This window comes from Mesorhizobium sp. P2_E7 (assembly GCF_056403855.1).
The window spans coordinates 534,599-551,435 of record NZ_JBFUER010000005.1 but is presented as its reverse complement, the minus strand read 5'-3'; the positions used below and the strand labels follow the sequence as shown (position 1 = coordinate 551,435).

At 63.8% G+C, this 16,837-nt stretch carries 19 protein-coding genes and 1 pseudogene; 8 read left to right on the top strand and 12 right to left on the bottom strand.

Annotation, left to right across the window (positions count from 1 at the left end; genetic code table 11):
* Nucleotides 1–192 (top strand): annotated as a pseudogene (locus AC1DYC_RS25615) (integrase); the annotation flags it as partial.
* 71 nt (nt 193–263) lie between these two features.
* Here AC1DYC_RS25615 and AC1DYC_RS25610 read toward each other — a convergent pair.
* The 3 genes from AC1DYC_RS25610 to AC1DYC_RS25600 form a co-directional block, all read right to left on the bottom strand.
* A complete protein-coding gene (locus tag AC1DYC_RS25610; protein ID WP_477410539.1) occupies nt 264–839 on the bottom strand; it encodes a YceI family protein in 576 nt (191 codons plus the stop codon).
* 67 nt (nt 840–906) lie between these two features.
* The gene (locus AC1DYC_RS25605) at nt 907–1,482 is read right to left on the bottom strand and encodes a cytochrome b (protein ID WP_477410538.1); all 576 of its coding nucleotides are present in this window, start codon (nt 1,480–1,482) and stop codon (nt 907–909) included.
* Nucleotides 1,483–1,764: 282 nt separating this feature from the next.
* Nucleotides 1,765–2,655, bottom strand: a complete 891-nt coding sequence (locus AC1DYC_RS25600) for a LysR family transcriptional regulator (protein ID WP_477410537.1) — start codon at nt 2,653–2,655, stop codon at nt 1,765–1,767.
* 96 nt (nt 2,656–2,751) lie between these two features.
* On the opposite strand from AC1DYC_RS25600, the gene AC1DYC_RS25595 reads away from it, so the two are divergent.
* Entirely contained in the window at nt 2,752–3,747 is a 996-nt protein-coding gene (locus tag AC1DYC_RS25595; protein ID WP_477410536.1) for an aldo/keto reductase, read from the top strand.
* A gap of 266 nt (nt 3,748–4,013) precedes the next feature.
* On the opposite strand, the gene AC1DYC_RS25590 is transcribed toward AC1DYC_RS25595, so the two are convergent.
* The 8 genes from AC1DYC_RS25590 to infC form a co-directional block, all read right to left on the bottom strand.
* Complete coding sequence (locus AC1DYC_RS25590; RefSeq protein ID WP_477410535.1) at nt 4,014–4,616, bottom strand: nucleotidyltransferase family protein; 603 nt, start codon at nt 4,614–4,616, stop codon at nt 4,014–4,016.
* Nucleotides 4,617–4,656: 40 nt separating this feature from the next.
* Nucleotides 4,657–7,065, bottom strand: coding sequence for a phenylalanine--tRNA ligase subunit beta (pheT, locus tag AC1DYC_RS25585; protein ID WP_477410534.1), 2,409 nt, complete (start codon nt 7,063–7,065; stop codon nt 4,657–4,659).
* Nucleotides 7,065–7,499, bottom strand: a complete 435-nt coding sequence (locus AC1DYC_RS25580) for a GFA family protein (RefSeq protein WP_477410533.1) — start codon at nt 7,497–7,499, stop codon at nt 7,065–7,067. The genes pheT and AC1DYC_RS25580 overlap by 1 nt, the downstream gene beginning before the upstream one ends.
* Nucleotides 7,496–8,581: a phenylalanine--tRNA ligase subunit alpha gene (pheS, locus tag AC1DYC_RS25575; RefSeq protein WP_477410532.1), complete on the bottom strand. Its 1,086-nt coding sequence runs from the start codon at nt 8,579–8,581 to the stop codon at nt 7,496–7,498. The genes AC1DYC_RS25580 and pheS overlap by 4 nt, the downstream gene beginning before the upstream one ends.
* Before the next feature lie 160 nt (nt 8,582–8,741).
* The gene (gene rplT / locus AC1DYC_RS25570) at nt 8,742–9,143 is read right to left on the bottom strand and encodes a 50S ribosomal protein L20 (RefSeq protein WP_006201247.1); all 402 of its coding nucleotides are present in this window, start codon (nt 9,141–9,143) and stop codon (nt 8,742–8,744) included.
* A 37-nt stretch (nt 9,144–9,180) separates the two neighbouring features.
* The gene (gene rpmI, locus AC1DYC_RS25565; RefSeq protein WP_006201248.1) at nt 9,181–9,384 is read right to left on the bottom strand and encodes a 50S ribosomal protein L35; all 204 of its coding nucleotides are present in this window, start codon (nt 9,382–9,384) and stop codon (nt 9,181–9,183) included.
* Nucleotides 9,385–9,568: 184 nt separating this feature from the next.
* Nucleotides 9,569–10,207, bottom strand: a complete 639-nt coding sequence (locus AC1DYC_RS25560; protein ID WP_477410531.1) for a methyltransferase family protein — start codon at nt 10,205–10,207, stop codon at nt 9,569–9,571.
* Nucleotides 10,208–10,349: 142 nt separating this feature from the next.
* Entirely contained in the window at nt 10,350–10,886 is a 537-nt protein-coding gene (infC, locus tag AC1DYC_RS25555; RefSeq protein WP_112559872.1) for a translation initiation factor IF-3, read from the bottom strand.
* 233 nt (nt 10,887–11,119) lie between these two features.
* Between infC and AC1DYC_RS25550 the strand changes: the two genes are divergently transcribed.
* The 4 genes from AC1DYC_RS25550 to AC1DYC_RS25535 all read left to right on the top strand — a co-directional run bounded on the left by AC1DYC_RS25550 (nt 11,120) and on the right by AC1DYC_RS25535 (nt 14,520).
* Nucleotides 11,120–11,890 (top strand): alpha/beta hydrolase, encoded by a 771-nt coding sequence (locus AC1DYC_RS25550; RefSeq protein ID WP_477410530.1) that lies wholly within the window; start codon nt 11,120–11,122, stop codon nt 11,888–11,890.
* Between the two features lie 6 nt (nt 11,891–11,896).
* Nucleotides 11,897–13,039 carry a benzoate/H(+) symporter BenE family transporter gene (locus AC1DYC_RS25545; RefSeq protein WP_477410529.1) on the top strand — a complete coding sequence of 381 codons (1,143 nt, stop codon included), beginning with the start codon at nt 11,897–11,899 and terminating at the stop codon, nt 13,037–13,039.
* A 117-nt stretch (nt 13,040–13,156) separates the two neighbouring features.
* Nucleotides 13,157–13,642: a DUF2852 domain-containing protein gene (locus AC1DYC_RS25540; RefSeq protein WP_477410528.1), complete on the top strand. Its 486-nt coding sequence runs from the start codon at nt 13,157–13,159 to the stop codon at nt 13,640–13,642.
* Nucleotides 13,643–13,761: 119 nt separating this feature from the next.
* Entirely contained in the window at nt 13,762–14,520 is a 759-nt protein-coding gene (locus tag AC1DYC_RS25535; RefSeq protein ID WP_477410527.1) for a M48 family metallopeptidase, read from the top strand.
* Nucleotides 14,521–14,567: 47 nt separating this feature from the next.
* On the opposite strand, the gene AC1DYC_RS25530 is transcribed toward AC1DYC_RS25535, so the two are convergent.
* Complete coding sequence (locus tag AC1DYC_RS25530; RefSeq protein ID WP_477410526.1) at nt 14,568–14,786, bottom strand: hypothetical protein; 219 nt, start codon at nt 14,784–14,786, stop codon at nt 14,568–14,570.
* Between the two features lie 110 nt (nt 14,787–14,896).
* Here AC1DYC_RS25530 and AC1DYC_RS25525 point away from each other — a divergent pair, with 110 nt between their 5' ends.
* On the top strand, nt 14,897–15,556 hold the full coding sequence (locus AC1DYC_RS25525) for a phosphoribosylanthranilate isomerase (protein ID WP_477410525.1): 660 nt from the start codon (nt 14,897–14,899) through the stop codon (nt 15,554–15,556).
* 28 nt (nt 15,557–15,584) lie between these two features.
* Nucleotides 15,585–16,835 (top strand): tryptophan synthase subunit beta, encoded by a 1,251-nt coding sequence (gene trpB, locus AC1DYC_RS25520; RefSeq protein WP_352582786.1) that lies wholly within the window; start codon nt 15,585–15,587, stop codon nt 16,833–16,835.
* Nucleotides 16,836–16,837: the final 2 nt, after the last annotated feature.

Sequence of the window (16,837 nt, the reverse complement as noted above, 5' to 3'; positions counted from 1 at the left end):
CAGGGCGCCGAAATCTACGTCTCGGCCACGCTGGCAGGCGAACCGGTTGCCATCGAAGAAACGGAGAGCGGCGAATGGGCGATGCGCTTCTATGCCCATCCGCTCGGGTTTATCGACCAGAAGCACAGCAAACTGGTTCGCCGAAGCGCCGCGCCAACCAAACCGCTTGGCGCTGCGGCGAACTCAACATAGGGCAAAACTGTTACCTATGTATCCGGTTCAAACTGTTACCCATCTATCGGCTGGACAAAGTTCTGCCAAGCTCAGCCCTTCTTCCCCGTCAGCGTCATGTCGAAGTCGACGATGTTCGAATAGATCGGCGTGCCGACATCCATTCCGTAGCGGGAGCGCAGCACCTTGCCGGTGACGTGGAATTTGATCGTGCCGCTTTTCAGCCCGCCGAGCTCGGCGGTGAACTTTTCCGCAAAGGTCTTGCCGCGCGCCGTCAGCCGGCCGCTGACCAGCGCCGTGGTGTCGCTGGTGCGCGTCACGCTGGTCGAGCGGAACTGGATTTCCGGATTGTTGGCGGCATCGAACACCGCGTCGGAGCGCAGGAAGGCGTCGATGCGGCCCTGGCCTGTACCGACGCTATCGGGATAGATGGTGAAATTGACCTGTGAACGCCCGACATCGCTGTTGTCGATGCGGATCGATCCCTTGAACCGGCCGAAGGCGCCGTTGAGCCCGCCGCCGCCGACCTTGCCGATGGAGAAGCGGATGCTGGAGCTGGCCGGGTTGACCGTGTAGCTGCCGGCGGCGTCGTTAAGATCCACCGCCGCCAACACAGGCATGGCAAAGCAAGCGGCGACAGCCGCCAATCCTAGGATACGCGCATACATGGGTTTTGTCCTTCTGGGGCAGGCAAAGTCCTGCGTCTTTCCTCCATGAACGAATACGCGGTGCGCCCTATTCCCTGTCGGGCGCTGACGAAGGCGTGATCATGCGCGTAAACACGCTGTCGCGCAGCCAGAAATGATGGCGCAACGCCGCCGCGATATGGAGCACGACCAGCGCAATGCCGGCATAGGCAAGATACCAGTGGACGGCTGCCCAGAAACTCTCGGCAGCGTCGGACAGGCCGAGTGGCAGGTTCGGCATCACGAAAAGGTTGAACGGCATGCTGGGTATCTCCAGCATCGACACCGAAACCAGCGCCCAGCCGGACAGCGGCAGCGCGAGCTGGAAGCCATAGAGCGCCAGATGCGCCAGCGGCGCAGTGCGACGCTCCAGGCCTCCAACCGAGGCCGGCAAAGCCGGCGCAGCATTGCCGAGCCGCCAGGCGATGCGCAGGATGATGAGGCCGAGCAGTAGGAAGCCGAAGGATTTGTGCAGCTGGATGAGCTCGAAGGCGGTGCGCTGGCTGGTCAATCGCACCATGACGAAGCCGAGAATAAACTGGCCAATGAAGATTATGCCGATCAGCCAGTGCAGGATGATTGCCACCCAGCCGTAGCGGGTTGTGGTGTTGGTGATGGGCTGCATGGCAAGAAAACGCTTCCGAATGGCGCTTTCTTCCCGACGTCAGCGCTGCCCCTCATTGCCCTGCCGGGCATTTCTCCCCGTAAACGGGGAGAAAGAAGCAGCGGCCCCGCAGCGCCCTTTCTGCGACGCTGGTAATTGGCGAAATCATCGAGGAGAGCATCCCTCGCCCCGTTTACGGGGAGAGGATGCCGGCAGGCAGGTGAGGGGCGGCGCCAACCTTGGCCAAATGAATTCAATCGAAGCGACGGCGTTCTTCCACCCTCCCCACAACGGGAAGGGTAACTAGCTGCCCACCTTGAAGAAATCCACAAACGCCCTGAGCGCCGGGCGCATCTGGCGGCGGCTGGGATAGTAGACGAAGAAGCCCTCGAAGGGCGGGCACCAGTCCTCCAGCACGCGGATCAGCCTTCCGTCGGCGAGCGGGCCCCGCACATAAGGCTCGAAGACGAAAGCGAGGCCGGCGCCGTCGATGGCCGCCTGGGCGATCAGATGGTCTTCGTCGAGGATCAGCGGTCCTTGTGCGGCGATCTCGATCTCCTCGCCGTCCTTCTCGAACTCCCAGCGGTAGAGGATGCCGCTGGAGAAGCGGAAGCGGATGCAGCGGTGGTCGGCGAGATCGCGCGGGTGACGCGGCTTCGGCATTCTTTCGAAATAGGACGGTGCACCGACGACGGCGCCGCGAATGTCCGGCCCGATGCGCACCGCGATCATGTCGCGTTGCAGGCTCTCGCCGAGCCGCACGCCGGCGTCGAAGCCGCCCTCGACGACATCGGTGAAGCGGTCCTCGATGATGATCTCCAGCACGATGTCGGGATAGGCTGCGGCAAAGCCGCCGAGCCGCGGCGTCAGCGTCAGATGCGCGGCGGTGCGCGGCACGGTCAGCCGAAGGTTGCCGGCCGGCCGGTCGCGCGCCTCGACCGCCGTTTCCAGCGCCAGATCGATCTCCGACAGCGCCGGCCGCAGCCGCTCGAGAAGCTGGGCGCCTTCCTCCGTCGGGGCGACACTGCGGGTACTGCGCGCCAGCAGCCGCACGCCAAGCCTCGCCTCCAGGCTCGACACGGCGTGGCTGACCGCCGAAGGCGCGATGCCGAGCTCGCGGGCCGCGCCCCGGAAGCTGGCGCATTGGGCGACGGTGGCGAGCACGGCGAGTTGGGAGAGGTTCGTTCGGTTCATTGATCTATTTTATAGCACAAGCTGTGCAAAAGACGGATGATTATCGAACGCAAGGCAAGGCGCTATCTCCTGGCCATCGCAACAAGGAGATGCGCCATGAAAACCCGCAAACTAGGCACCGAACTCGAAGTCTTCCCCGTCGGCCTTGGCTGCATGGGCATGAGCTTCGGCTATGGCGGCCAGCCGGAAGTCGAAGCGATCGCCACTTTGCGCCGGGCCGTCGAGATCGGCGTGACCTTCTTCGACACGGCCGAAGTCTACGGCCCCTTTGAGAATGAAATCCTGCTCGGCAAGGCTTTGAAGCCGGTGCGTGACAAGGTGACCATCGCCACCAAATTCGGCTTCAAGATTTCCGAGGAAGGTTCAGGCATGGCGCGCATGGTCGGTGTCGACAGCCGCCCCGAGCACGTCAAGGCGGTGGCGGAAGCCTCGCTGAAGCGGCTCGATACCGATGTCATCGACCTCTACTACCAGCACCGTGTCGACCCCAACGTGCCGATCGAGGAAACGGTCGGCGCCATGGCCGAACTGGTGCGCGAAGGCAAGGTGCGGGCGCTGGGACTGTCGGAAGTGAGCGGCGCGACCCTACGCCGGGCGCATGCCGTGCATCCGATCGCTGCCGTGCAGAGCGAATATTCGCTGTGGACCCGCGATCCCGAAGACGAGGTGTTGGCCGTCTGCCGCGAACTCGGCATCGGCTTCGTCCCCTACAGCCCGCTCGGCCGCGGGCTGCTCACCGGCACCATCGCCAAGCCGGATGCCCTGGGCGACGACGACTGGCGCCGCACCTTGCCGCGCTTCCAGGCAGACGCCATGGCGGCCAACGCCAAGGTCATTGCCTCGCTGGAGAAACTGGCGGCGCAAAAGGGCGTGACCTCGGCCCAGCTGGCGCTCGCCTGGGTGCTGCACCAGGGCGATTTCATCGTGCCGATCCCGGGCGCGCGCAAGATACGCCATCTCGAGCAGAACACGGCGGCGGCCGGGATTGAGCTGAGTGCGGCCGAAGTGGCGGCGATTGGCGATGCGTTGTCACCGGACAAGGTGATGGGCAAGCGCTATACGGAGGAATTGCTGGCGCTGGTGAATGGGTAACCGGTCATCGCGGGGTAAATCGAAAGAGGCGCTTCGGCGCCTCTTTGCGTTGGCGCGTGGCGATGAAGGTTGCGGAGGTTGGCGCGAGGCACCCCCCTCTGGCCTGCCGGCCATCTCCCCCTCAAGGGGGGAGATTAGATGTCATCGGCGCTTTCGCTTTATCGCCAACATTTGCAAGGAAGAGCGCTGACGCTCCAGCTGCCAATCTCCCCCCTTGAGGGGGAGATGCCCGGCAGGGCAGAGGGGGGTGCCTCGCGCCGACGCCCCTACCACGGCACCACCGTGATCTCCGGCCAGCAATCCCTGGCCCGTTTACCCTTGGCCTCATGCGTGCGCTGGTTATCCGTCACCCGGTTCGGCGTGATGCGAAACGAAAAGATGTCATCCAGCCCAAACGGCGCCACCAGCGCCAACTGCCCGTGAGCATCGAACCGCACCCCGACCGCATGCGTCTTCGAGGCAAAATGGCTGACGGATTCGCGGGAACTCGTATAGCGCGGGCAGGGCTGGCCGAATTTTTGCGGGTACCACAGATGCACCCGCGCCTGGTTGCGGACCTCGACCGGCAGCGCAAGCCCTTCGAAATGTTCCGACGCCCGACGAATGACGGCGTCCTCGGCCTCGTAGGACAGGTCGCTGTCATCGAAGTAGAAAAGATCGACGTCCTTGATGCCGTAGCCCGACGGCTTGCCGGTCAGATGGTTCCAGACGCTGTTGTAGAGCACCCCTGAAACCACCAGCCAGTCCGGCAGGTCGAGCGAGCGTGCCCGCGCCAGTGCGTCGCTAACCAGCGGGTCAGCCGACACGATTGCGAAAAACGTTTCCCGTTGTGCTTCGAACGGGAGACCGGAATAACGCAGATGGTCCATCGCCCTTTGGAGAGCGATTCGCCACCTGTCGGCAATCCCCTTACGTCCTCAGCACGCCGCCCGTCTGTTTGCCGACATTGTCGACGATGCGCTTGGCCAGCGCCTCGAAATCTTCGTCGGTCAGCGTCTTTTCGACCGGCTGGATCGAGACTTCGATGGCGATCGACTTCTTGGCGGCACCGAGCGACGCGCCTTCGAAGACGTCGAACACCGAGACGCCGGTGACCAGCTTCCTGTCGGCGGCGAGTGCCGCGCGTACCAGCGTGCCGGCCTCGACAGCCTTGTCGACGACGAAGGCAAAGTCGCGCTTCACCGCCTGGAAGGCGGAGAGCTCCAGCTTCGGCTTGGTTTTCGTCGGCTTGGCCTTCGGCTCCGGCACGGCATCGATATAGACCTCGAAGCCGCAGATCGGCCCCGAAACGTCGAGCGCCTCCAGCGTCTTCGGGTGGAATTCGCCGAACGTGCCGAGCACTGTCTTCGGTCCGAGCTTGATCGTGCCGGAGCGGCCGGGATGATACCAGGCCGAGCCGCCAGGCTCGATCTGCAGCCGGTCGACCGGCGCGCCGCAGGCTTCCAGCGCAGCGATCGCATCGGCCTTGGCGTCGAACACGCCGACCGGGACGGAATTGCCGGCCCAGCTGCGGCCGGAGCCGTCGAGCTTTGCGGTACCACGCCGCACGCCGGCGGCAACGCGCCGCTGCTGCTCCGGCTGGTCGCCTTCATAGGTGCCGGAGACCTCGAACAGCGCGACGTCGCCAATGCCCTTGTCGGCATTGCGCTGCGCGGCGGACATCAGCCCCGGCAGCAGCGAGGGCCGCATGTCGGACATGTCGGCGGCGATCGGGTTGGCGAGCTTCAGCGCCGTCTGGCCGCCGCCGAACAGTTCGGCGTGCCTGGCCGGGATGAACGACCAGGTGACGGCCTCCATCATGCCGCGCACGGCGAGCGAGCGCTTGGCGGTGCGGGTGCGCACCTGCAGCGTGGTCAGGATCTTGGAATTGACCGCATCATGCGCACCCAGCGGCTGCGGCGCGATGTTGTCGACGCCGTGGATGCGCATGACTTCCTCGACGAGGTCGGCCTTGCCATCGACATCCGGGCGCCAGGACGGCACCGCGACATCGACGACATCGCCCGAGCCCTGCGGCTTGAAGCCGAGGCGCGACAGGATGTCGAGGCTTTCAGCCTTGGGCACCTCGATGCCGGTCAGCCGCTTCACTTCCGACAGCGGGAAGGAGACGATCTTGGGCGTATGGCCAGCGTATCCGACGACCTCGGTTTCCGTCGGCTCGCCGCCACAGAACTCCAGCACCAACCTGGTTGCCAGCTCTACTCCCGGCACCATGAATTCCGGGTCGACGCCGCGCTCGAAGCGGTAGCGCGCATCGGTGATGATGCCGAGCGTGCGGCCGGTGCGGGCCGTGGTGATCGGGTCCCAAAGTGCCGATTCGATCAGCACATCCGTGGTGTTCTCGTCGCAGCCGGAATGCTCGCCACCCATGACGCCGGCGATCGATTCGACGCCATTGTCATCAGCGATGGCGCACATCTCAGGCGTCAGCGTGTATTCGCGGCCGTCCAGTGCCATTACCTTTTCACCGTCTTTGGCGCGGCGCACGACAAGATTGCCGGCGACCTTCCTGGCATCGAACACATGCAGCGGCCGGCCGCGGTCGAAGGTGACGTAGTTGGTGATGTCGACCAGCGCGCTGATGGGCCTGAGGCCAATGGCGATCAGCCGCTGCTGCAGCCATTTCGGCGAAGGACCGTTCTTGACGCCGCGCACCAGCCGCAGGGCGAAGCCGGGGCAAAGCTCCGGCGCCTCGATCGTCACCTTGACCGGCGTCTCGCCCTTGCCCTTGATCACCTCGACCGGCGCGGTCTTGAGCCGGCCGAGCCCGCTTGCCGCCAGATCGCGGGCGACGCCGTAAATGCTGGTCGCGTCCGGCCGGTTTGGCGTCAGATTGATCTCGATTACCGGATCGTCGAGATGGGCGTAAGCTGCGAAGCTGGTGCCGACAGGCGCATCGGCCGGGAGGTCGATGATGCCGTTATGCTCATCCGACAGCTCCAGCTCCCGCTCGGAACACATCATGCCGTGGCTTTCGACGCCGCGGATCCTGCCGACAGTCAGCGTCACATCGATGCCGGGCACATAGGTGCCGGGCGCCGCGAAGGCACCGATCAGGCCGGCGCGGGCATTCGGCGCGCCGCACACCACCTGGATGGGCGCCGCACCATTGCCGGTGTCGACCGTCAGCACCCGCAGCCGGTCGGCATCGGGATGCTGCACCGCCGTCAGCACCTTGGCGATGACGAAGGGCCTCAGGCTGGCCTTGTCGTCGACATGCTCGACTTCGAGGCCGATCGATGTCAGCCGCTCGACGATTTCGTCGAGCGTGGCGTCGGTCTCCAGATGATCCTTGAGCCAGGAGAGGGTGAGTTTCATCACTGTGTTCCGTTTTGTCTTTGCCCGTCGGGTCTGGGCACGCTTGTCTTCAAATGGCGCGGCAGGTCGTCGGGCATATGCAGGTAAGGCAGCTGCTCGCGCACATGGGCATGGTGCGTCGGCCGGAAATAGGCCGGCATATCCATGGCGCCGAGCATGAAATAGATGTGGTCTTCCAGCCGCTCGTCGACATAGGCGATCGGCGAGCCGCAAATGCCGCAGAACGAGCGCGTCACCGGGCCGTTCTCGTACATTTTCAGCGCCTTGCCGGTGAAAGCCACCTGCTCGGTCAGGAAGCCGACAAAGGCCGACACCGGCGCGCCGCTGGCCCGCCGGCAATCGCCGCAATGGCAATAGCTGACATGGTGCGGTTCGGCCGAAGCCTCGAACCGCACGGCGCCGCAACGGCAGCCGCCAGTGTGCGGCGCCGTCATGCGGAGAGACCCCCGAACAGCGTCGGCATGTCGAGCGGCCTGAAACCGTAATGCGACAGCCAGCGCACATCGGCGTCGAAGAAGGCGCGCAGGTCCGGCATGCCGTATTTCAGCATGGCGATGCGGTCGATGCCCATGCCCCAGGCAAAGCCCTGATATTCGTCGGGATCGAGCCCGCCGGCGCGCAGCACATTGGGGTGCACCATGCCGCAGCCGAGGATCTCCATCCAGTCGGAGCCTTCGCCGAAGCGCACTTCGCCGGGCCGCGAGCGGTCGCACTGGATGTCGACCTCGAGGCTTGGCTCGGTGAACGGGAAGAACGACGGCCGGAAGCGCATCTTCACCTGCGGCACCTCGAAGAACGCCTTGCAGAACTCTTCCAGCACCCACTTCATGTTGGCGACATTGGCGGACTTGTCGATCACCAGACCCTCGACCTGATGGAACATCGGCGAATGGGTGGCGTCCGAATCCTGCCGGTAGGTCTTGCCCGGAATGACGATGCGGATCGGCGGCTTCTGCTTCTCCATGGTGCGGATCTGCACGGGCGAGGTGTGCGTGCGCAACAGCTTGCGCTCGCCCTTCTCGTCCGGCTGGAAGAAGAAGGTGTCATGCATCTCGCGCGCCGGATGCCCCTCGGGGAAATTCAGCGCGGTGAAATTGTAGTAGTCGGTCTCGACGTCGGGACCTTCAGCAATGGCAAAGCCGAGATCGCCAAAGATCGCCGCGATCTCGTCGATGACCTGGCTGATCGGATGGATGCGGCCGCGCTCGGCCGGCGACTGCCGCACCGGCAGCGTCACGTCGACTGTCTCCGCGGCGAGCCTGGCAGTGACCGCCACGTCCTTCAGTTCGGCCTTGCGTGCCGTCAGCGCTTCGGTGACGCGGTTCTTCAGGCCGTTGATCGCCGGGCCTTTGACCTGCCGCTCCTCGGCGCTCATCGCGCCCAGCGTCTTCAGCATTTCGGACACCGCGCCCTTCTTGCCCAGTGCTGCAACGCGCACCGCTTCGATCGATGCCTCGTCGCCGGCCGAGGCGATGTCGGCCATCAGGGAGTTTTCGAGAGTATCCATGTCACTCATGTTCCGGATCCGATCAGAGCAATTCCAGGAAAAGTGCGAAGCGGTTTTCCGTCCGGAATTGCGTAAAACAAAGACGCTCTAGGCATAAGAAAAACCCGCGCCAGCCGTGCCAGCGCGGGTTCCCCAAATCAAGTGTTGAATAGCTTGGGAAGCGCTGGTCTTAGGCGACAGCGCTCTCAAAAGCATTCGGCGTGGTGTTCTTCAGATATTCGAGCGCGACCTTGGCCTTGGCGACCAGCGCGGCGAAAGCCTGCGGCTCATGGATGGCCATGTCGGACAGGATCTTGCGATCGATCTCGATGCCGGCCTTGTTGAGGCCGTCGATGAAGCGGCCGTAGGTCAGGCCATGCTCGTGGGTCGCGGCGTTGATGCGCTGGATCCACAGCGCGCGGAACGAGCGCTTGCGGTTCTTGCGGTCGCGGTAAGCGTACTGCAGCGACTTTTCCACCGCCTGCTTGGCGATGCGGATGGTGTTCTTGCGGCGGCCGTAGAAGCCCTTGGCGGCTTTCAGGACCTTCTTGTGCTTGGCGTGCGAGGTGACGCCTCTTTTTACGCGTGCCATGTCATGATCTCCTTAAAACGTGTCCAGACCGAATGCCTTAGAGGCCGTTCGGCAGAAAATTCTTGATGACCTTCTTGCCATCCGGTTCAGCCAGAACCATCGTGCCGCGGGCATTTCGAATGAACTTGTTGGAACGCTTGATCATGCCGTGACGCTTGCCGGCCGCAGCCGACAGGACTTTACCCGTACCTGTGATCTTGAACCGCTTCTTGGCGGCCGATTTGGTCTTCATCTTGGGCATTTTGCTACTCCGTATTGGTGGCGCACAATCGCGCTTCTTGTTCGCTTCGGGCGGACCAAAAGCCCGAAAAGCAAATGAAACCGCCACGGCATGCCCTGCCGGGCGGTTTTCTTGGAACGGCGGTCCTATACGTCAAAGCAGGCGCGCGCGCAACACCCGAAGGGCTGCGACGCTCTGTCCGCGATCAAGGGAGCCTGAACAAGACCGGGAGAATACCCGACTGCTGGGCGCCGTCGATGGTCTCGAACACCGGCAGCGCCACCAGGAACACCAGCCCGTCGAGCAAGGTGGTCAACAAAAGCCTTGGCTTGAAACTGCCGGTATCGCCTTCCTGGTAGAGCGACAGTTTGGGAAAGAAGCGCGGCACCCGCTCCAGATAGGCCTGGTAAGGGGCGCCGAGCACTTGCTTGAGGTATTTCTCTTCGCGCAGGATGACGATGTGGAAGGCGCCGGCGCACAGAAGCGCAAACAGGATGATGCCGGAGAACGAGCCGATCTGCGCCCCGACGCCGGCGGCGGCAATGGTCGAAAACACATAGAGCGGGTTGCGGGTAATCGAATAAGGCCCGCCGGTGACCACTTCCGAGGATTTTCGGCCGCCAATATAAAGCGTCGACCACAAGCGGCCGACAATGCCGAGGAAGATCAACAGCACGCCGAACATCTCGATCGTCTCGTGCACCGGGGTCTCCGGCGGAAATGTCGACTGGCCGAAGAGCAGGGCGGCAAACAGCACCACCACCAGCACGGCAAGCACCATCCTGCGCATGTGCTGGTAGCCGCCCAGCTCCTTGACGGGCGCAGGCTTGATTTCATTGGCCATGTCGGGAATCCGATCGTGGAAAAGCTTTGCCGGCGATCGCGGCGTCTGCCAACAAAGCAGGCGCCCCGCCGATCGCCGGGACGCCGTGAGCTATGATTCAGGCCGATTTAGAGCGCTAGATCACGCCTCAACCGAACGTGATCTAACGCGGCGCCAGCACCATCATCATCTGGCGGCCTTCGAGCTTCGGCTCCGCCTCGACCTTGGCGATGGTCGACACTTCCTCGCGCACCTTGTTCAGGAGCTGCATGCCGAGTTCCATATGCGCCATTTCGCGGCCGCGGAAGCGCAGCGTCAGCTTGACCTTGTCGCCTTCCTCGAAGAAGCGCCGCACGGCCTTCATCTTGGTCTCGTAGTCATGGCTGTCGATGTTCGGGCGCATCTTGATCTCCTTGATCTCGATGACCTTCTGGTTCTTGCGCGCCTCGGCCGCCTTCTTCTGGTTGGCGTATTTCAATTTGCCGAGATCGAGGATTTTTACGACGGGTGGCACCGCGTTGGGCGATATCTCGACCAGATCGAGCCCGGCCTCTTCGGCGAGCAGCAATGCGTCGTTGATGGAGACATCGCCTCGGTTCTGGCCTTCGGCGTCGATAAGCTGGACCCGGGGAACCCGGATATCACGGTTGGAGCGCGGGCCATCCTTGGTGGGCGCCGCTGCTTTGAAAGGTCTGCGAATGGTCGTGGTCTCCTTGGCCGTTTCGTTCAGGGTTTCAAATCTAGAAATATTCAGGACGCGCCAATGTGGTGAGCGCGCGGGCGGAGTCAATAGCATAGCGCTGACAGAAAATCACCCTGAACGCTGGTCTGCACCAAACAAAGGATCAGGCGGGCACTTTCCGCCTCGCCTTTGCCTGTGCCAAAAGACCGGCGAGGAAAATCAGGCCCCACAACCAGGATTGGCCGACAGCCATGACCGCGACCATCCTAACCCTTCTGGATGTCCAGGGAATCAGCATCGCGGTGCGCCATGAGGCGGGCACGACGCCAGGCATCGTCTGGCTCGGCGGCTATAAATCCGACATGCTTGGTACGAAGGCCGAGACGCTGTCTGATTGGGCAGCCCGCGAAGGGCGAGCTTTCCTGCGTCATGACTATTCCGGTCATGGTGAATCCGGCGGCGCCTTTGCCGACGGCACCATCTCGAAATGGCTTGGCGAGAGCCTCGCCGTCTTCCGGCGCTTCACCAAGGGCAAGCAGGTGCTGGTCGGCTCATCGATGGGCGCCTGGATTGCGCTGCGCATGGTGCAGGAATTGCGCAAGGCTGGCGACACCGGTGTCGTCGGCCTGGTACTGCTCGCCCCGGCGCCGGATTTCACCAACGAACTGGTCGAGCCGGCGCTGACCGCAGCGCAAAAGCGCGATCTCAAGAAGAAGGGCTTTTTCGAGGAGCCGTCGGACTACTCCGCCGAGCCTTACATCTACACAAGCGCGCTGATCGAGGACGGCCGCAACAACAGGGTGATGACCGGGCCGATCGACACCCATTGTCCGGTCCACATCCTGCAAGGCCTGGCCGATGCCGATGTGCCGGCAAGCCACGCGCTGAAGCTGGTCTCCCTGCTGCCGGCTGACGACGTCACGCTGTCGCTCATCCCCGATGGTGATCACCGCCTGTCGCGGCCGCAGGACCTCGACATGCTGCTGAGAGCCGTGGGCGACATGGTCGTGCGGGCAGGTTAGGCAAGAATGCGCATTTCCATCCCGATATCCGCCTTTGTCGCGGCAATCGTCGGCTTCGGCGGCACGCTGGCCGTCGTCATTGCCGCTGCCAAGGCGGTTGGCGCCACCCAGGCCGAGACAGCGAGCTGGGTGACGGCGCTGTGCCTGGCGATGGCCATCGAGTGCCTGTGGCTGTCCTGGCGCACGAAAATGCCGATCATCACCGCCTGGTCGACACCGGGCCTGGCGCTGATGGCGGCATCGAGCGGCTTTACCATGGCCGATGCCGTCGGCGCCTTCATCGTCACTGGCATCCTGTTGATCGCCACCGGCCTGTTCAAGCCGCTGACCCAGCTAATCGCCAAAATACCGGCCTCGGTGGCGTCCGGCATGCTGGCCGGCATTGTCGTCACCTTCGCCCTCAATGCGGTCAAGACCATTCCCATCGACCCCTGGCTGATCCTGCCGCTGATCGCGGCCTTCTTCGTCATTCGCCTGTTCAACCCGGCGCTGTCGGTGCTGGCGGTGCTGATCGGCGGCGGCACTGCCGCCTTCCTCACCGGCCGTGTCGGCGGCCTGCCGGCGCCGGAACTGTCGACGCTGACGCTGATTGCGCCGCATTTCAGCGCCGCCGCCATTATCGGCCTGGCGCTGCCGCTCTACCTCGTCACCATGGCCTCGCAAAACCTGTCGGGACTGGCCGTGCTGCGCGCCGCCGGCTATCACCCCGAGCCCGGCCCGCTGATCGGCGTCACCGGCCTGTTCTCACTGCTGTCGGCGCCGTTTGGCGGCTCGACCACCAATCTGGCGGCGATTTCGGCGGCGATCTGCACCGGGCCGGACGTGCATCCCGACCCCGCCGAGCGCTGGAAGACCGGCCCCTTCTATGCGCTCGCCTACCTCGTCTTCGCGCTTTTCGGCGCCTCGCTGGTAGCTATCTTCGCGGTGCTGCCGCAGAGCCTGATCGTGCTGGTGGCTGGCCTGGCGCTGATGGGGTCGCTCGCCAACGCGCTGTCGATCGCGCTCAAGGACGAGGACCAGCGCATGGCCGCCACGGTCACCTTCGTGGTCACCGCTTCAGGGCTGACCTTGTTCGGTGTCGGCGCCGCCTTCTGGGGGCTGGTCGCCGGGCTGGTCGTGCTTTTCCTCGAAGCGCTCAAAAAGCGATAATCATTTCAGACCCTTGTCCGGTTTTGGCCGACATTGTCTTGAATCGCCGTTTTCGTCTTCCCATCTCGATTCAACGCAGCCGGGTTTGGCTGTCTCCAACCGAAGGAATGGGAGAAAATGAACACATCCGCATTGATCCGCCCGGGCTGGACGCCGGCGACCATCGCGTTGATGGTGATCGGCTTCATGGTGTTCTGGCCGCTTGGCTTCGCCATGCTCGCCTACATCATCTGGGGCGACCGGCTTGACGGCTTCAAGCGCGACGTCAACCGCGCCACCGACGGCATCTTCGCCGGCTGCCGCCGTGGTTCCGACAAGGCCGCACGCTGGGGCCATGGTTCGGCTCGCACCGGCAACGTCGCTTTCGACGACTGGCGCGAGAAGGAACTCGAGCGCCTCGCCGAAGAGCGCCGCAAGCTCGACGAGATGCTGAGCGAGTTCGACGACTATGCCCGCGAATTGCGCCGCGCCAAGGACCAGGACGAGTTCGACCGCTTCATGGCCAACCGCAACAAGTCGACCGCACCGACGACCTCGGGCTCGACCGAAGCGGGCAAGCCCGCGACCCCCAAGCGCAAGGGCCCGAACCTGCTTGACGACTGAGATCCTGCGACAGGTCTCGGCATGAAAGACGGCGTCGCGCGAGCGGCGCCGTTTCTTTTTTGTTCTCTTTTCGCGTTCGCTCTACTGGTCGTTTTCCTCGAATCGCGTATCGTTCAGCCATGTCCTTCGGCTTCTTTCGCAACCTGACCAAACCAAAGCCCTCGCCTGTCGAAGAGCGAGAGCATGTCGTTGCCGGCCGCACGCTGCCGCTCAAGATCGTCGAGAGCGGCCGGGCCCGGCGGCTGACGCTGCGCATCGATTCCGGCGGCCAGGGCCTGCGCATCACCGTGCCGCCGGGTCTGCGCCGCGGCGAGGTGGAAAAGTTCCTGCACCGCCATCAGGACTGGCTGGAGCAGCGGCTGGCCAAGGTGCCGACACGGCCGCAAGTGCGGCCCGGCATCAAGATCCCGATCCGCGGCGTGGCGCATCGTATTGTCCATGAACCGGCGAAACGCGGCACCGTCACCGTCTCGCGCGACGAGCGCGGCCCGCTGCTGATCGTGCATGGCGAGCGCATACATTTGCCGCGCCGCATCGCCGATTTCCTCAGGCGCGAAGCCAAGAAGGAGATCGAGAAGCTGGTGGTCAAGCACACCGAAGCGGTCGGCAAGCGCGCCAAGGCGATCCGCTTCAAGGACACGTCGAGCCGCTGGGGCTCCTGCACCTCCGACGGCAACCTGTCCTTCTCCTGGCGCATCATGATGGCGCCGACGCCTGTCATAAACTACCTCGTCGCGCATGAGGTGGCGCATCTCAAGGAGATGAACCACGGCCCGAAATTCTGGAAACTGTGCGAGCAGCTCTGCCCCGACACCGACCGCTGCAAGGACTGGTTGAAGCGCAACGGCGGCGCGCTGCAGGCGATTGTTTTCGATTAGTCCGCTAGCGCAAGCGTTTGGGGGTGGCGCCGCCAAGGGGCTTCCGCTCAATCATCATTCGCCGCATTGAGCTCCTCCGGCCGCAGCCCTTCATCGCCGTGGCGCGGCCATGGCAGGAAATTCTGCTCGAATTCATCGCTGCCGAAATAATCCAGCGCCCGGTGCGCCTCCGCCCCGTTGAAGGCCGCCTTGTCCATCAGATGCGCGATCACCTCGCGCGCCTGCGCCATCTTCTGCTTGAGTTGGGTGACGGTTTCGTCTGCCATGATCTTGCTCCCGCCTGCATTGCTTCAGAAGAAGGTAGCGCGTTCCGCCCAGGTGGCAAACAGCATGCTTTTTCTCGACTCTTGTGGCTTTTCGTGCCAATCCCCGCGCCATGGCGCTCGATATCAAGATCTGCGGGTTGAAGTCCGATGAGGCAATGGCTGCGGCATTGGCCGGCGGCGCCAGCCATGTCGGGTTTATCTTCTTTGCCAGGAGCCCGCGCTATGTCGAGCCGGCGGAAGCCGGCCGCCTGCGCCAGGCGGCAATCGGCAAGGCCAGGGCGGTTGCCGTAACGGTCGATGCCGATGACGCCGTCCTGGACGAGATCGTCGCCAAAATGCACCCCGATATGCTGCAGTTGCACGGTTCGGAAACCCCCGAGCGGGTGGCCGAAGTGAAAGCCCGCTACGGCCTGCCGGTGACGAAGGTGTTCTCCGTCAGCGAGGCCGCCGATCTAGAGCGGATAAAGCCTTTTGTCGGCATTGCCGATCGGTTCATGTTCGACGCCAAGCCGCCGAAAGGCTCGCAACTGCCGGGCGGCAATGGCGTCGCCTTCGACTGGCGCATTCTGGCCGGCCTTGACGCCGGGCTCGATTACATGCTTTCCGGTGGGCTCAACGCCGCCAATATCGGCGACGCCCTGAGATCAGCCAATCCGCCCGCAATAGACATTTCGTCGGGCGTGGAAAGCGCTCCGGGTGTCAAGGATCCGGCGCTGATCGAGCAGTTTTTCCGGGCCGTCAGGGCCGCGCGCGACGACCGCGCCGCCTGAACAATTCTTTCGAACCAGGAGATCGGCGATGGACCAGCCGGCGACACCCAATTCCTTCCGCACCGGACCCGACGAGCAGGGCATGTTCGGCATTTTTGGCGGCCGCTTCGTCGCCGAGACGCTGATGCCGCTGATCCTCGACCTCGAACGGCACTGGAACGAGGTCAAGAACGACCCGGACTTCAAGGCCGAACTGACCGACCTGTCGACCCACTATGCCGGCCGACCCTCAAAACTCTATTTCGCCGAGGGGCTGACCAAGCATCTTCGTGAGGTTTCCTCGGCGAAGGGCCTCGGGGGCGGCGCGAAAGTCTATTTCAAGCGCGAGGATCTGAACCACACCGGTTCGCACAAGATCAACAATTGCCTCGGCCAGATCCTGCTGGCCAAGCGCATGGGCAAGAAGCGCATCATTGCCGAGACGGGCGCCGGCCAGCACGGCGTGGCGGCAGCCACGGTTGCGGCGCGCTTCGGGTTCCCTTGTGTCGTCTATATGGGCGCCACCGACGTCGCGCGCCAAAGCCCCAACGTCTTCCGCATGAAGCTGCTCGGCGCCGAAGTGCGGCCGGTCACCGCCGGCCACGGCACGCTGAAGGACGCCATGAACGAGGCGTTGCGCGACTGGGTCACCAATGTCGAGGACACCTATTATCTCATCGGCACCGCCGCCGGCCCGCATCCCTATCCGGAACTGGTGCGCGACTTCCAGTCGGTCATCGGCACCGAGGCACGCGCCCAGATTCTCGAGCAGGAAGGCCGGCTGCCTGACACCATCATCGCCGCCGTCGGCGGCGGGTCGAACGCCATCGGCCTGTTCCATCCCTTCCTCGACGACAAGGAGGTCCGGATCATCGGCATCGAAGCCGGCGGCCGTGGCCTCGACGGCATCGAGCATTGCGCCTCGATGAACGCCGGCGCGCCCGGCGTGCTGCATGGCAACCGCACCTATCTCTTGCAGAATGCCGACGGCCAGATCATGGACGGCCATTCGATCTCGGCCGGGCTCGATTATCCCGGCGTCGGCCCCGAGCATTCCTGGCTGCGCGATTCCGGCCGCGTCGAATATGTGCCGATCCTCGACGACGAGGCGCTGGAGGCCTTCAAGCTGACGACGCGCGTCGAAGGCATCATCCCGGCGCTGGAATCCGCGCACGCCATTGCGCACGCAGTGAAGATCGTGCCCGCGATGGACAAGGACCAGATCGTCATCGTCAACCTGTCTGGACGTGGCGACAAGGACGTGCACACGGTCGCCTCGATGCTGGGCATGGAGATCTGATC